Origin of the sequence: Streptomyces sp. NPDC051677 (assembly GCF_044453465.1) — a bacterium.
Lineage (GTDB): Bacteria > Actinomycetota > Actinomycetes > Streptomycetales > Streptomycetaceae > Streptomyces.
Genome location: NZ_JBITCT010000007.1, coordinates 125,539 through 139,199 on the forward strand (window position 1 = coordinate 125,539; position 13,661 = coordinate 139,199).

A 13,661-nucleotide genomic window follows, 5' to 3' on the forward strand; every position below is an offset into this window, starting at 1 on the left:
CGTGCACGACCGTACCGCCAACCCCGCACCCGGGCACCAGACTGAGCCGCTGCGCGACCTACTCGCGGCCGTCCTCGAAGCCGTCGACCTTCCGTACCCGGCCACGGTCGGCGACGCAGCCACACACGACCGGATCCTGATCGAGCGCATCGGTCACGTGAAGATCGCTCTTCAGACGGTCCTCACCGATGACGCTCCGCTCGGCGTCGACTGGACGACCGACTATCTGCGCGAGCGGCTCGCCGAGCATCCGCCCACCGGGTACGTCACCTACGACCAGGCGCGCGAGCGCCTCGCCGCCGGGAAGAACTGGATGGAGGCCGTCCGGCCGTCGGGCGGTGAGGGTCGATGAGCCGCCGGCCTCCCGTGTCGATCCGTCGGACGCCCGACTTCGACGACGACCTCGCAGTACTCCAGCGCGGCGGCCTGAGCGCGTCCGACGCCGTGAGGTGTGCGGTGCGCCTGATCGCTCAGGCTCACCGCACGGTGGACGACCTGACGGCCCGGAACGGGGACCGGCCGGACGTCCTGTCCATCCGTGTCGCCGACCTGACCAGCATGTATGACGCCCCCGAGGAGCGTCATACGGCCGTCAGACGGGGTGGGGGTGAGCGGAGATGACGCACGCCGAGTCCCAGCGGTTGGCGGCCGTCGAAGAGCAGCTCGCCGCCGTGTCGCGTGAGCTGCGCGCCACCCGTGCGCACCTGGAGTTCCTGCGGGCCGTGCTCGCCGAGGAGGCACCCGAGGTGGCGCGCGCCGAGCAGGAGGCAGACGAGATTCTGGCGGCAATCCAGAAGCGGCCCCGGCCCGCGCTGCGGGTCCTCGAGGGCGGCCGGACCGGCAGACACCGGGACGCCCACAGCGACGACCGGCACGGCCTCCACGCCGTGTGACCCATCGCCGGGTCCGTTTCGTCCAGTAGCCTGAGAGCGGCATGGCGAGGCGTGGCCCGGCGAGGTCGTATCCGACCTTCACCACAGGGAAGAAGAAGCCATGTATGACGTCGAGATCATCGTCGATGAGAAGGCGGTGCCGCCGGGCGCGGTCTATCTCTCGCTTTCCACGGACGAGAAGACCCTCCGTGCCACCGTGTCACCCCGAATCGGTAGCGCGATCCTGGCCGCGCTCGCTCCGGAACTGGGCAACGCGATCGCCAGCGCCGTCGAGGGGCACCAACGGTAGTGATCACTCTGTATCGAGCAGATGCCCCCGGCCTGAGCGTCATCGAGGGGTTGACCTCATGGACGAGCAGCAGGGAACACGCACTCGACTACGCGAGCGGCCGGTTCCTGGTGTTCGGCGGCCCGTGTCTCTACCGCGCCGAGGTCGACGCTGGCAGCGTGCTCGACGCCCGGGGAAGCCTGCGGCAGACCCTCGATGAGATGGGCCTCGACCTCGACGACTACCCGAACGAGTCGCCGCAGGATCTTTGCCGAGCACTGGCCAACATCTTCCGGGCGCACGGGCACCTCTGGATCGCCTTCCGGGAGCGGCCCGAGCCAGAGTTCGACGAGTGGCTATACCTCGGTGACTGGCCCGTTGCAGTCCTCCCGAACGAATCCGCCTGACAGAACGAGGAAGGCCCCGCCCATCCGCCACGGGGGGAGCGGACAGACGGGGCCGTTCAGGGGGCGGGCGGGGCTACAGCAGCCGGGCGACGGCTTCCGGCAGGAACAGGTCGCGGGCGCGGTGCTCGGCCCACAGGCCGCCAGGATCGCCGTCGCTGCGGGAGGCGTAGCGGGGGCAGCGGTCGCAGTTCCGGGCGTGCGGATCCGGCACCTGGTCGGGATGGTTCTCGACGATGTGCCGGGCGATGAACAGCTGCTCGGTGAGGCAACCGACGTCCGCGGCGACGTTCTCGCCCAACGCCCGTAGCAGCCTCACGCACTCGGCGCACCCGAACATGAAGGGCGCCGGGGGCGGAAGGGTCTGCCCGTCGATGGGGTCCATCGGTCTCTTCCTGGTGAGGGCCGCCCCGCCGAGCTCTTGCGGAGACTGCGGCGGGGCGGCTTCCCGCCGGGCTGAGGCTTGCGGTCCTCGGCGCGGCGGGGCTTTGGGTGCGGCCCTGTCCCGGAGCGGCCGCCATGGGGGTGCGTCAGTTCGGCGTCCGCGCCAGCACCAGGGCGAGGACCGGGGCCGTCACGGCCGCCACGTACACGAGCAGGCCGGTGACCGCCTTCACGACGCCTTCCCGTGGCACGAACAGCGGCAGCGAGGCACAAGCACGACGCCACTGGAGTGCGGCAGAGGGATGTCCTCCAGCTGGCGGCAGTCCCCGTGCAGGCTCTCGTAGTTGGGCGTGCGCGCGACCGCGCACTCGGCGGACAGCGACTCCCTGTCGGTCGCGGCGGTCACGGGCGCTCACCGCCGCTCTGCTCGTAGTGCTCGCACAGGGCGTTCAGGACGCGGGCCAGGCGCCGGGCGTGGGTGAGCGGCCCGTCAGGCGTCGGGGCCGCCTCCGTGCGGAGCTTCCTGCTCGCCTCACCCAGGCACGCCAGCGCGCAGTGGCGAGCGGGGCTCCCTTCCTCCAGCTTCCCGGCCACCCGCTCGACCTTCGGGATGAGCAGCTCCAGGTGCCCGCGCATCATCCGCGTCAGTTTGTCCAGCTCGCCGGCGGCGGGGGCCAGGGCGACGGCGTCGGGGTCCAGCAGGATTCCCGCCGTCTCCCGCATGGTGGCGATATCCGGCGGGTCCTGAACCTGCTCTTCGGCGGATGGCACCGAGGTTGTAGTTTGCATGGTGTCGCAGCTCCTTCGCGGCTGTGGCCACGCCCCCGGACCGTTCGCCCGGTCGCGGGGGTCTTGCCTGAGCTGTCGACGCTAAGAGCGGTTGAGGCCGCCAAGGGGTACGGCCCCTACCCCCTTACGGAGGGGTACGGTTCCTACCCCCGCCGTGATCACACAGGTACGCCCAAGTCCCGGGCCAGCACGAGCGCATCGTCACGGACCATGCGCGGCCCCGACTTCACCAACTCCGGCAGCACGCTGCGTGTGTGCAGGTTGTACTCGATCGTCTCCGGCGACTCCTCGTACGCCTTCTTGAGAAGGGCGACGGCCGCGACGCGCTCGCCGACCAGGCCGTACGCGCGCGCCGTCTCGATCAGGTGGTACGAGCGGCGGGTGGCCGACGGGATCCGGTCCAGTTCGAGGGAGTCCGCGACCTGGAGAGCTTTGCCGGGCTGCACCAGGTCGTTGTGCATGGTGATGGCGTAGCCGTCGACGATTCCGCGGCCGAACATCAGCCACGGGTGCGCGTAGTCGTCGCCGAGCTGGCGGGCGGCGGCGTCGGCCTTGTCCCAGTACCGCCATGCGTCCCCGGCCTGGCCCGTCTTCGCGTACGACAGGGCGACGGCCAGGTACAGCAGGCCTCGGCGGGCGACGTGGTCCGGGTCGGCCTGGTCGGGCAGGAGCACGGCGGCCTGCTCCGCCAGTTCGACGCGTGCTTCTGCTGCTTCTCCGGCGTCGCGGTGAACGTGGTTGACGTACCAGGCGGCAGCAGCGATCGCGCGCGGGCTGTCAGCGTCCTGAGCCGCCGTCATGGCCCGGTCCCCGGTGAGCATGACGAGATCAGGCGCGGGCTGGAAGGACAGGAAGAGCTGGGCCAGGTGGTAGGTCTCGGCGAGCGCGACGAGCGCACGCCGGCGGTCGGCGCCCTCGAGGGCGCGTGTGGCGTTCTGGGTGTCGGCGAGCAGGCTGGGCAGCAGGCCGACGATGCGGGAGCGGTTGCCCTCGACAGCGTTCCTCGGGCCCGTGCGGCGGTCGCTGGCGTGCCACAGCTTCCACGCCTGGCGCAGGCGCGCGGCCAGTACCTCGGCGGACTCCGGTTCACGGTCGTCAGCAGCGAGCCGATACGTGGTCAGCGCGCGCTTCATGACGGGCAAGTCGTCGTGCTGCGCCTTGGTGTAGGTCGTGGCTGCGATGCGTTCGTCTCCGGTCAGCTCGCTGATGTCCTCGATGCCGAGGACGTGCGCGAGCCGAAGGAGCTTGGGCAGGCGGGGCATCCCGATACGGCCGGTCTCGATGGCCTTGACCCACTCGGTGGACTGATCCATCAGACCCGCTACAACGGCCCTGGTCTTACCTGTACGTACGCGGGCGCGTTGGACGCGCTGACCGAAGGTCTCGGGGGCAATGTCGGTCCGCTCAGGCATACTGAACTCCGTTCTGACGTCGCAATCAGAACGGTACCCCTGGCCGTGGCCCGGGTGTCAGCGATCGGCCCCCATCTCTGAGGTGGGGGCCGTCGCCCTGTATCCCCTTCTGCGGGCCGTCCGCTTCACAGGGGGCAGTCCCCTCTCGGAGTGCCCGGATCGGGCGGGAGACGCCAGTGCAGCACGCGCGCGGCGCACACTGGGCTGCGTGCTGCCCTCCCAGAAGACCGGCCGCGACGGCCGTCAGCTCGTGATGACCCCCGAGGCCGCCTACTCCCTCGGCAAGAACCCCCAGCAGTTCCGAGCCTGGGCCCGGCGGCGCGGCGTCGCCCCGGCCGGCTTCCGGCCCAACCCCGTACGCGGTCAGCCCCTCGCACTGTGGGACCTGGCGGACATCGGCGACGCGGTGCGCGGGGACCCGGACAGCGGCGCCTGAGTCGCGGCCCTGGTCTCCTCGATTTGTGGAGGAGACCAGGGCGTACTGTCCGTTCCTCCACCGATCGAGGAACGGGCTACCCTCCTCCGCCGGCGGAGGAGGGTAGGGCGCGGCGTGCGGCCCGGCAGGCTCGGCACGTCCTCTTCCCGGCCGGAAGCGACGTGGGACTGCCGTACAGCAGCCGCCCGCAGCCGTCGGCGCACAGTGCCGAGCTCGCCCGCCCCTCAGGCGGGTACGTGCGCGGTGCCCGGGTCCGGGTCTTCTCGCGGGCGCGTTCCTGCTCGACCCTGCGGCGGCGGGCGCACTCCGGGCAGCGCTTCGGGAGGCCGCCGCGGTCCTTCTCCGTCTCACCCGCGGCAGAGCAGTCCGCGCACACGTAGCTTCGGGCCATGTCCGCTCATTCCTCAAGATTATTTGAAATAAGGTGAGTTGAGGGCTTGACGTACACCCGGCCGTGCAGGACTCTGGTGATGCAGGCGAGCAGCTCCCGCAGCGGCCGACAGGCCCCCCGGTCGAGCGAATCGCCCCCGGAACCCCCGAAGAGAGCCGAGAAGGCCCCCGGGATCCGCGAAGATCACCGAATCCCCCCGAGGAAGACAGAGCCCTGTCGATCTGACCTCGGGGGGATTTTTCTTTGAGGTGGGCGCGGGGTCAGCCGGCCGTCGCATAAAAAGATCGACTTTGCAGCCGCGCATTTGATCGACTTCACGTTTCCGCAGGTCAGAGCCTTGATCGCGTCTCGTTGTCCTGCCGGCTTCGCGTGTCGCCGCGCTCGCCGTCGGCCCGCCGGGCGCGGTCGGGCGCGGCGATCGCACGGCCGCGACCATCACGGTTGTCGCCCGACCTTCGCCCGGTAGGCCGCCTCGCTGAGACCACTCTTGATCATGGGGCGCACGGTGCCCTGGATCATCCCCATCAGTTCACCGCTGTCGAGTCGCAGTTCGCCGACGAACTGGCCGCCGCTTGCGCTGCTCTCGTGCACCGCTGCCGCGAGCTCCCGGACAGCGGCGGCCTGCTGCGTGTCGAACGTGCTGGCGGGGCTCGGGATCACAACGCGGCGGGTGGATACCCCGGCTGCGACGGCGGCCATCGACTTGCGGTGGCTGAGGATGCTCTCGCCGCCCTTGAGATTCATCAGCTCGGGGCCCTTCTCGCCGACCCACGCCAGGCCGGGGGCAGCCGACATGGTGCCCTTGGCGTAGCCGCCGGGCCGGGTCATCACGTTGATCCAGTTCGCCCCGTACCTGTGCATGGCGTAGTTGATGCCGGCGTAGATCGACGCGAGCGGGTCGTAGATGCCGCGCTTGAGGAACGGGCCAGCGTATGCGGCGAACGTCGACCCGATGGTCTGCATGAGGCCGCGGGAGGGGTCGCCGTTCTTGGCGTTGATGTCCCAGTTGTTGATGGCGTTCGGGTTGCCGCCGGACTCCGTGTTGATCCGCTTGAGGACGGGTCCGATCGCGGTGGCGGGCGCGCCGAGCATCGACAGCACCTGCGACACCAGCGGCGCCCACCTCTGGACGCCCTTACCGACGCTGCCGCCGTCGCCGCCGCCGAAGAGGCCCTTGAAGAAGCCGCCGAGCTTGCCACCGAGGCTGCCGAGCGCGTTGAGTGCCTTGCCTGGCAGCCCCGCGACGGACACGATGCCCTTCTTCACGATGGAGCCCAGAGCGGACGGCATGTCGCCGAAGACTTTCTTCGCGATGTCCGTTCCGTTGGTGGTGGCAAGGCCCTTGAAGAGGCCGCCGACCAAGTGGCCGCCGATCTCGGCGAATACGGTGCTCGGGCTGTGGATGCCGAAGAAATTCTTCACGGCGTTGACGACGGGGTCGATGATGTTCGACTTGATCCACGAGCCGATGCCCTTAATCCCGGACACGATGCCGGACTTCAGACCCGAGATCAGAGCGCCGCCCTTATCCAACAGCCAGGATCCGGCCTTGGCGAAGGCGCCGACGCTCGGGTTGACGACGTTCTTGATGACCCACGTGCCGAGGAACTTCGCGCCGGCCACGATCCCGTTCTTGAAGCCGGACACCAGCGCTGAGCCGCGCGCCCACAGCCAGGATCCGGACGTCTTGAAGGCCCCCACGACGGGGTCGATGATCCACGTCTTGCCGAAGGATCCGATGGCCTTCGCGCCCGTGACCATGCCTGACTTGAAGCCGGACACAAGCGCCGAGCCGCGCGCCAGGAGCCACGATCCGGCGGTCTTGAAGACGCCGACGACGGGGTCGACGATCCACGCCTTGCCGAGGGAACCGAGCCCCTGCGCGCCGGTGACGATGCCGGAGCCGAAGCCCTTGGCGAGCTCGAAGCCGCGCACGAGCAGCCACCGGCCGGCGCTGGCGAAGGGTTTGACGATGGTGCCGATGACGCGGCCTGCGGCGGTGCCGACCTCGGCAGCGCCTCTGACCATGCCGGGGACGATGCCGCGTACGAGGCGGAGGCCGGACTCTCCGAAGCGGCCGACGTAGGCGACGATGCCGACGGCGAAGCTAGCCAGGCCGCTGCTCAGCTTCGCGGCCATCTCGGGGAAGACGCGGGCAATGCCTGAGACGAAGCCCTTGGCGAAGCCGCCGAGCACCTTCCCAGCGAAGCCGCCGAGCGACTTGGAGAACTTCGCGAAGATCTCGAATGCCCAGCTGATCAGCTTCCCGAGGAACGGAATCTTGGTGAGCATCTTGCCGATCGCGCCGACCCACTTCGCGGGCAGGAAGGCGACGGTGACGACCGCGATCAAGACGTCGAACCAGTGGTCGCCGAGCCCCTTGAGCAGCGCGCCGAGGTCGACGTTGAGCAGGCCGACGACGAAGCCGGTGACGAGCGGGATGGCGAACTTCCCCAGGCTGATTCCGATGCCGACCCAGTCGATCTGTGTCATGAGGTGGCCGAACGCGGCGGTGAGCTTCACCGCGCCCTTGGCGAGGGTCTTCACACCCGACGCCAGGCCGTTGCCCATGGCAGCGCCGACCTTCCCCCAGTCGACGCCTTTGATACCGCCGGTGAACGCGAGGCGTACCTGCTCGCCGATCCGCAGAGCAAGGGACTTCGGGGGCTTCACCTTCGGGGTGACCAGCGGGGCGACCGAACCGGACCCACCGTGCGGCATCGGCGCGAGCGCCGGACCCTTCACGCCGGTCGTCGGGGCGACCTGCCCGACGCCGTAGTGAGGCATCGGGGCCAGGGCCGGGCCCTTCGGGGCCACGGTCGTCTTGCTGGAGCCCAGGTGCGGGGAGGTGTCGAGCAGCCCGCCCATGAGGTCCTTCGCGGCCTTCGCCGGCTTCGACCCGGTCAGGCCGCCCCAGAAGTCGCCGATGACCTGCTTGGCCTGGCCCACGCGGTCCTGGATCTGCGCGACGGGGATCATGCCGGCGAGCGTGTGACCGAAGTTCTGCGCGGCAGGGATGCCCTTCTGGTTGATCCAGGACGCGAATCCGCTCGTCGCGGTCGTCAGGCCGGTCACGGCCTTCGTGGCACCGCTGAGCAGGCCCGTATCGCCGACCTCGATCAGCAGGTCCTCCCACGCGCCTTTCAGCCGCTTCAACTGGCCCTGGAGACCTGCCAGTTGAATCTTTGCGACCTTCTCGGCGGTGCCCCCGCTGTTCTCCAGCTGCACGCGCAGCTTGTCGAGGGCGGGCGCCCCCAGCGCGACGAGCTTCGTCATGCCCGGTCCCGCCCGCTGCCCGAAGATCGTCAGCAGGTCACCGGCTGTCGCGCCCTTCTTGCCGAGCTGATCCACGATGTCCCGCAGGGGCAGCAGCTTCCCGTGCGAGTCGCTGACCTTCACCCCGAGGTGGTCGAGCGCGGCCTGAACTTGCTTGGTGGGCTTCAGCAGACGGCTGATGGCACCGCGCAGCGCCGTGCCCGCCATCGAGCCTTGAATGCCCGCGTTGGACATCAAGCCGATTGCGGCGGTCGTCTCCTCGAACTTCAGCCCTGCCTGATGGGCGACCGGAGCGGCGTACTTCATTGCCTCGCCGATGCTGCTCACGCCGGCGTTCGTGTTGATCGAGGCCTTGGCCAGAACGTCAGTGACGTGCGCCAGATCATCGACGGTCTTCCCGTAGCCCGTCATCACGTTCGTGGCGATCGAGGCGGCGTCGGCGAGCCCCATCTGTTCCGTCGAAGCGAGGTTGATCACCGACGGGAGGGCCTTGAACACCTGCTTGGTCGACAGGCCGGCCATGGCGAGGTTGCCCTGCGCGTCGGCAGCCTCCTTGGCGCTGAACGCCGTGGTGCGGCCCATCTCCTTCGCCTGGTCGCGCAGCATCGTGAAGTCCTTGCCGGTGGCCTGCGACACGGCCTTGACCCTGTTCATGCTCTTCTCGAAGTCGCCCGCGGTCTTCAGGGAGGCGACGGCGATTCCGGCGACGCCGACGGCGCCGACGGCCAGCGACGTCTTGATGGCCCTGCCGACCTTCGACGACGTGGACGCCAGCGAGTTCGCCGATCGCCCGACCTGCCGGAACACCGACGACGCCCGGTCGCGGCCGACGAGCGCGAACACGATCGTGGAGCTGGCCACGGCTACACCCTCCCGGTGGGGCTGTTGAGCGGGAAGTGGAGGGGGCCGCCGGCCAGGGCCCCGAGGGGAATCGCGACTCCCGGCCGGCGGGTGTGGCGGGGATGAGCGAGACCCGCCACGGGGTGGACCGCGGGACCCGGCCGCGGCCCGGAGGTGAGCGCTGCCGCCGATCAAGGCCAGTGCCAGGCCGATCAGGCGGCGCGGGGTCATCACTCCCCTGCGCTCACCCCACAGTTGGGGACCTAGAACGCAGGCTGAACCAGGCCGGAGCCACCCAGCTCGACGATGCTCTGCGGGTACCGACCGGCGGTGAAGGCGAGGTACCCGTAGACCTGGAGGCGGACCGTGAGCGTGCCGGAGCCGACCTCGGGGAGGACCCGGGAGCGCAGGCCCGACTCGAACAGCAGCAGGTCGGACGCGCGCAGGACGTGGATGACGTCCTCGTTCGTCCCTGCGCCGAGCGTGATCGGCATCGACGGGTCGGTGACGACCGGAAGGCCGTGCATCTGCCCGACGACCTGCTGAGAGCCCACGACGCCGAGGGTTGCGGCCGCGTTCTGCGGGTTGCCCGCGTTCGGCACGACCAGGGGCCGTCCGGTGCTGTCGGAGGCCGCCAGGAACCACGCCCACCGGCGCGGATGCATGACGATCACCGTGGGCGGCATGAAGCGGGCGGTGTGGACGCGCTGCACGGCGTCCGCGAGCTTCGAGTAGAGCTCAGCCACGGTCGGCGAGGCGTCGGTGTACGCGACCGTCACGATGCCGGACGTCGCCCGGATGCCGGTGACCTGGCCGGAGCCGCCCGTGCCGGAGATGACCTGGAGGTCGACCTTGGTCGCGTAGTCGGCGGTCAGGTCCCGGAAGATGACCTCGTCGAAGGAGACCGGGGACTGGTCGAGCAGCTGAATCGCGACGTCCTGCTGACCGGCGATCGTGCGCACGGGGGCCGGGACGGACGTGTCGGTCAGGTCCGTCTCGGACACGGCCGCGTTGTCGGCGGTCTGGATGGCGGTCGACGCGCCGGTGGCCACCTTCGGGATGTTGATGGTATCGGTGCCCGGGGGCAGCGGCTGCGAGGTGCAGAGGTTGGCGTACGCCCGTCCTGCGCGGGCCAGCTCGATGAACTGGCTCATCAGCCACAGCGGCGGCACGAAGTAGCCCCCGTTGCCGTCGGTGCGGCTGAGGTCGCGGTACTCGGCAGTCGATGCGACCTCTTCGGCGTGACGGCGCAGACGCTCGGCGCCGCTGCCGTCGTCCATGCCGACGCGGTGGCGGATCAGGTCGGCGAAGTACGAAGTGCGCGTGCCCTGGTCGTACGTCATCGGCTCACGGCCGATCGTGGCGCGCGGCACATGCATGTTCCGCACCGCCAGGGCAGCCCCAGTGGGATGCGTCTGCCGGTAGGCGGGGACCGCGGCGGCCGAGGCCGGCCTGACCGGGGCGTCGCCGCCCAGCTGCTCGATGCGCTCCTCGATCTGCTTCAGCTCAGCACGGGCGGCCTTCAGCTGGTCGGCCACCTCGATGATCTCGGCGCTCTCCGGCTCGGTGAGGGAATCGGCCCCCCTCGACTCGACAGCGGCGAGGATGCTCATGCGCCGGCTTTGAAGACCGGACATGTGCCTCTGGAGGTCTTCGAGGCGCTGTTGGAGGCGCGCCAGCGAGGGAAGTGTGGGTGTGGACACGTGCGCTCTCCCAGAAGGGATGCGCGTCGTCGTCTTTCCAGTGCCAGGGCAGAGGCGGACGCTGGGTGTACAGGGCGTCGACCAGTGCCAGGCCGTGGGATCGCTCAACGCTCAAGGCCGGTGCCCGTGCCGGGCGGGGCCGTTCGAGGGCCAGTGCCAGGCCCTTCGAGCGGAGCTTTCGATCAGGGTACGTCAGCAGCCGTGCGGGCCGCCAGGATCACCCCAGGCTGCGGAAGGTGGCCGGGGGCTGCGGCTGGACGTCGGCCGGGCGTGCGCCGCTCTCCAGCGCCTTCGCGAGCATCTCGCAGTGATCCTCGTGCCAGATCACGACGTTCGGCCGGCCTCCCCGCCCGGGACGAACTTCGGCGCGGCCCCCGCACACGGCACAGTTGGGGTGGGCGGTGAAGTGGGCGACGAACGCGGCCACGTCCTCCCAGTCGAGTTCGACGGGCAGCTCGGGCTGTGCATCGGTCATGACGGATCGTCTCCTTCGGAGTGGTCGAGCTCGGCGAGGACCTGGAGGACCGCGGCCTTCAGCTCCGCGGGGACCCGGTGGCGGGCGAGCAGGCGGCGCGCGCCGGCCGTGGTCCGGGAGCTGTCGAGCAGGACGGCGACGACTCCGGCCGCGCGCCGCCGGTTGGAGCCGACGGCGGCCAGGGCCTGGAGCTCGCGGGCCCGGTCGGCGAGCGTCGGGGCGGCGGCGCGCTTCACGCTTCGCCCTTCGGCGCGCGACGGGGCCGGCGGCCGGTCGCCCCGATGAAGCGGCTACGCGCACGCAGCTGCTCACGGCCTCGCCGCTTCGTGTCTTCCTGCTGCTCGTGCAGGGCCAGGCGGCGGCCGTCGGTGCCGTTGAACGGGGTGCTGCGGATGATCAGCCCGTCCGGGGCGGGCGGGGCGGGGGTCGGGGGCTTCTTCTTGGACATGGTCACTCCTTCGGTGTCTCGGCGGTCGACGACCCGGCGGTCGTCACGGGGTCCGACCCGGCGGTCGACGACCCGGCGGTCGTCACGGGGTCCGACCCGGCGGTCGACGACCCGGCGGTCGTCACGGGGTCCGACCCGGCGGTCGACGACCCGGCGGTCGTCACGGGGTCCGACCCGGCGGTGAGGGCGGTCAGCAGCCGCTCGGCAGCGGCCTGGAGCGGCTCGCTCTCCGGGAGCTGCAAGCGGGAGCACTGACCGCCGTGGACGTCGCCGCAGGGCGGTCTGTGCGGTGCGCGGCAGTACACCGCTCCACAGCCACGTACGCAGGCCCGGTACCGGCCGGACTTCAGCGGGCGGTCACAGACGGCGCAGTTGTGACGGTGCTTCATGCGGCCCTCCGGTCAGTGTGGTGTCGGCAGGACGCCTTGTGGCCGTCCGCAGCGGCCGTGACGGAGGCAACGCCCTTGACCCCGGACGCTGCCCGCCTGAAGCCGCACACGCAGCGGTAGCGGGCCGACGGCTCCCGCACCCAGCGCGCCGCCTGCACGTCGTACGCGCCAAAGTCGACGTGCAGCCCCGGTAGCTCGGTAGGCGGCCAGGTGCTCATGCAGCATCCCGCAGATGCCTCCGGCTGTTGCTGCGAGGCAGATTGCAGTGCCGACAACTGCCGTCGCCGTTGTCCTCGTACGGATGTCGCTGGTGGGGGTCGATCCCTCGCACGCGGACGTCCTGTGGCTGAGGTACTACATCAGCCACTTCTTGAGGTTGTTCTTGAGTACTCCCTGAGAAGCCGGGGGTCGGTCCCCCGAACTCGCCGGGGGTCGGTCCCCCGAACTCCAACGGGGGTTGGTCCCCTGAACCCTGCCCTTCAGAGTTCAGGGGTTGGTCCCCTGAACCGTGCCCTTCAGAGTTCAGGGGTTGGTCCCCTGAACCCTGCCGCCAGGGGGGAACGCTGGCCGCTCGCTTCGGGCTCGGCTTCGGCCGGCTCTCCTTGAGCGAGTCCACGGCGGCTTGCCAGTCCGGGCGTGGGGCAGGCAGGAGCACGTACGTGTTCGCCTTGCCGCGGGTCACCTTCTCGCCCTCGGGGATCACTACGACGCCCGCGGCGATCGCAGCCCGTAGGTAGCGTCGAGTGTCCTTCTCGTCTGCGCCACAGAACTGTGCAATCTGGCTGATGCGGTAGGGCGAGTACTCGCCGGCCACGGTGCCATCGGCGCGCGCGACGGCCCGAAGGGCGTAGAGCAGCTTCAGGAAGCCCGACCGCAGGGGCCGGGGCAGCTCGGGCGCCCACCTCTGGGCAACCTTGTTGCCGAAGGCGTGCGCCACGCTTCCGGATGCCGCCTGCTCGTCGTCCATCACGCCCCTTCGAGCAGCCGCACGAGCGACGCAGTCACGACGCGTTGACGGCCTCCGAGCGGAAGCACGCGGACGGGGCACTCGCCCCGCCTGATCAACTCGTACAGATGGCTCTTGGAGCAGCCGAGCGCCGTGGCCGCCTGCGAGACATCCACGGTGGCCGGCCAACCGCGCACGTCTTCGAGCGTGGGCGCAGCAGTCGAGAGCGTCTCCGCTCGCATGGCTCGTGCGCTACTCATCGGGCACCTACGGAGACGGTCTGGTCCCTCAGGTACGCCTCGATGGCGCTCCGGCGGTAGAAGATCCGTCCCGACTTACCGGGGGTCGTCTTGATGTACTCAGGCCCTCGGCCCATCCAGCGCCACTGGGCGAGGGTGTGAACCCGTAGCGCTGGCCCGTACTCCGCTTCGACCTGCACGGGTTTCAAGAGCTCGTCGCCGCCCTCAGGCAGCACTACCGTGGCCACTATCGACCCTTGGCTCATTTTTTCCTCGGCTTTCGTGTTCAGATTGAACACGGCTAGAGATACACTGAACACATGGCGAGGATCAAGCTAGCACCCCGGAGCAAGAAATGGACACCGATG

General features: G+C 69.9%; 17 protein-coding genes. 6 read left to right on the forward strand and 11 right to left on the reverse strand.

Features of this window, described 5'->3' with window-relative positions:
• The first annotated feature begins 1 nt into the window (after position 1).
• From ACIBAF_RS10475 to ACIBAF_RS10495, 5 genes are all read left to right on the forward strand, one after another.
• Complete coding sequence (locus tag ACIBAF_RS10475) at positions 2–352, forward strand: hypothetical protein (protein ID WP_399462766.1); 351 nt, start codon at positions 2–4, stop codon at positions 350–352.
• Positions 349–621, forward strand: coding sequence for a hypothetical protein (locus ACIBAF_RS10480; RefSeq protein ID WP_399462767.1), 273 nt, complete (start codon positions 349–351; stop codon positions 619–621). The genes ACIBAF_RS10475 and ACIBAF_RS10480 overlap by 4 nt, the downstream gene beginning before the upstream one ends.
• Positions 618–893: a hypothetical protein gene (locus ACIBAF_RS10485; RefSeq protein WP_399462768.1), complete on the forward strand. Its 276-nt coding sequence runs from the start codon at positions 618–620 to the stop codon at positions 891–893. The genes ACIBAF_RS10480 and ACIBAF_RS10485 overlap by 4 nt, the downstream gene beginning before the upstream one ends.
• A 100-nt stretch (positions 894–993) precedes the next feature.
• Positions 994–1,182 (forward strand): hypothetical protein, encoded by a 189-nt coding sequence (locus tag ACIBAF_RS10490; RefSeq protein WP_399462769.1) that lies wholly within the window; start codon positions 994–996, stop codon positions 1,180–1,182.
• Positions 1,182–1,568 carry a hypothetical protein gene (locus ACIBAF_RS10495; protein WP_399462770.1) on the forward strand — a complete coding sequence of 129 codons (387 nt, stop codon included), beginning with the start codon at positions 1,182–1,184 and terminating at the stop codon, positions 1,566–1,568. Before ACIBAF_RS10490 ends, ACIBAF_RS10495 begins: the two co-directional genes overlap by 1 nt.
• Before the next feature lie 73 nt (positions 1,569–1,641).
• Here ACIBAF_RS10495 and ACIBAF_RS10500 read toward each other — a convergent pair whose 3' ends face one another.
• From ACIBAF_RS10500 to ACIBAF_RS10510, 3 genes are all read right to left on the reverse strand, one after another.
• A complete protein-coding gene (locus tag ACIBAF_RS10500) occupies positions 1,642–1,950 on the reverse strand; it encodes a hypothetical protein (protein WP_399462771.1) in 309 nt (102 codons plus the stop codon).
• A gap of 401 nt (positions 1,951–2,351) precedes the next feature.
• Entirely contained in the window at positions 2,352–2,738 is a 387-nt protein-coding gene (locus ACIBAF_RS10505) for a DUF6415 family natural product biosynthesis protein (protein ID WP_399462772.1), read from the reverse strand.
• Positions 2,739–2,896: 158 nt separating this feature from the next.
• Positions 2,897–4,150 carry a multiprotein-bridging factor 1 family protein gene (locus tag ACIBAF_RS10510; protein WP_399462773.1) on the reverse strand — a complete coding sequence of 418 codons (1,254 nt, stop codon included), beginning with the start codon at positions 4,148–4,150 and terminating at the stop codon, positions 2,897–2,899.
• A 208-nt stretch (positions 4,151–4,358) separates the two neighbouring features.
• Here ACIBAF_RS10510 and ACIBAF_RS10515 point away from each other — a divergent pair, with 208 nt between their 5' ends.
• Positions 4,359–4,586 carry a hypothetical protein gene (locus ACIBAF_RS10515; RefSeq protein ID WP_399462774.1) on the forward strand — a complete coding sequence of 76 codons (228 nt, stop codon included), beginning with the start codon at positions 4,359–4,361 and terminating at the stop codon, positions 4,584–4,586.
• 826 nt (positions 4,587–5,412) lie between these two features.
• Here ACIBAF_RS10515 and ACIBAF_RS10520 read toward each other — a convergent pair.
• From ACIBAF_RS10520 to ACIBAF_RS10555, 8 genes are all read right to left on the reverse strand, one after another.
• Positions 5,413–9,114, reverse strand: coding sequence for a phage tail tape measure protein (locus ACIBAF_RS10520; protein ID WP_399462775.1), 3,702 nt, complete (start codon positions 9,112–9,114; stop codon positions 5,413–5,415).
• A gap of 242 nt (positions 9,115–9,356) precedes the next feature.
• Positions 9,357–10,706 (reverse strand): phage major capsid protein, encoded by a 1,350-nt coding sequence (locus ACIBAF_RS10525; protein ID WP_399462776.1) that lies wholly within the window; start codon positions 10,704–10,706, stop codon positions 9,357–9,359.
• Between the two features lie 307 nt (positions 10,707–11,013).
• Complete coding sequence (locus ACIBAF_RS10530; RefSeq protein ID WP_399462777.1) at positions 11,014–11,271, reverse strand: hypothetical protein; 258 nt, start codon at positions 11,269–11,271, stop codon at positions 11,014–11,016.
• Positions 11,268–11,507 carry a hypothetical protein gene (locus ACIBAF_RS10535; protein WP_399462778.1) on the reverse strand — a complete coding sequence of 80 codons (240 nt, stop codon included), beginning with the start codon at positions 11,505–11,507 and terminating at the stop codon, positions 11,268–11,270. Before ACIBAF_RS10535 ends, ACIBAF_RS10530 begins: the two co-directional genes overlap by 4 nt.
• Positions 11,504–11,719, reverse strand: coding sequence for a hypothetical protein (locus tag ACIBAF_RS10540; RefSeq protein WP_399462779.1), 216 nt, complete (start codon positions 11,717–11,719; stop codon positions 11,504–11,506). The genes ACIBAF_RS10535 and ACIBAF_RS10540 overlap by 4 nt, the downstream gene beginning before the upstream one ends.
• Before the next feature lie 2 nt (positions 11,720–11,721).
• The gene (locus ACIBAF_RS10545) at positions 11,722–12,108 is read right to left on the reverse strand and encodes a hypothetical protein (protein WP_399462780.1); all 387 of its coding nucleotides are present in this window, start codon (positions 12,106–12,108) and stop codon (positions 11,722–11,724) included.
• Between the two features lie 966 nt (positions 12,109–13,074).
• Positions 13,075–13,314 carry a helix-turn-helix transcriptional regulator gene (locus ACIBAF_RS10550; protein ID WP_399462781.1) on the reverse strand — a complete coding sequence of 80 codons (240 nt, stop codon included), beginning with the start codon at positions 13,312–13,314 and terminating at the stop codon, positions 13,075–13,077.
• On the reverse strand, positions 13,311–13,613 hold the full coding sequence (locus tag ACIBAF_RS10555; RefSeq protein ID WP_399462782.1) for a hypothetical protein: 303 nt from the start codon (positions 13,611–13,613) through the stop codon (positions 13,311–13,313). The genes ACIBAF_RS10550 and ACIBAF_RS10555 overlap by 4 nt, the downstream gene beginning before the upstream one ends.
• Positions 13,614–13,661: the final 48 nt, after the last annotated feature.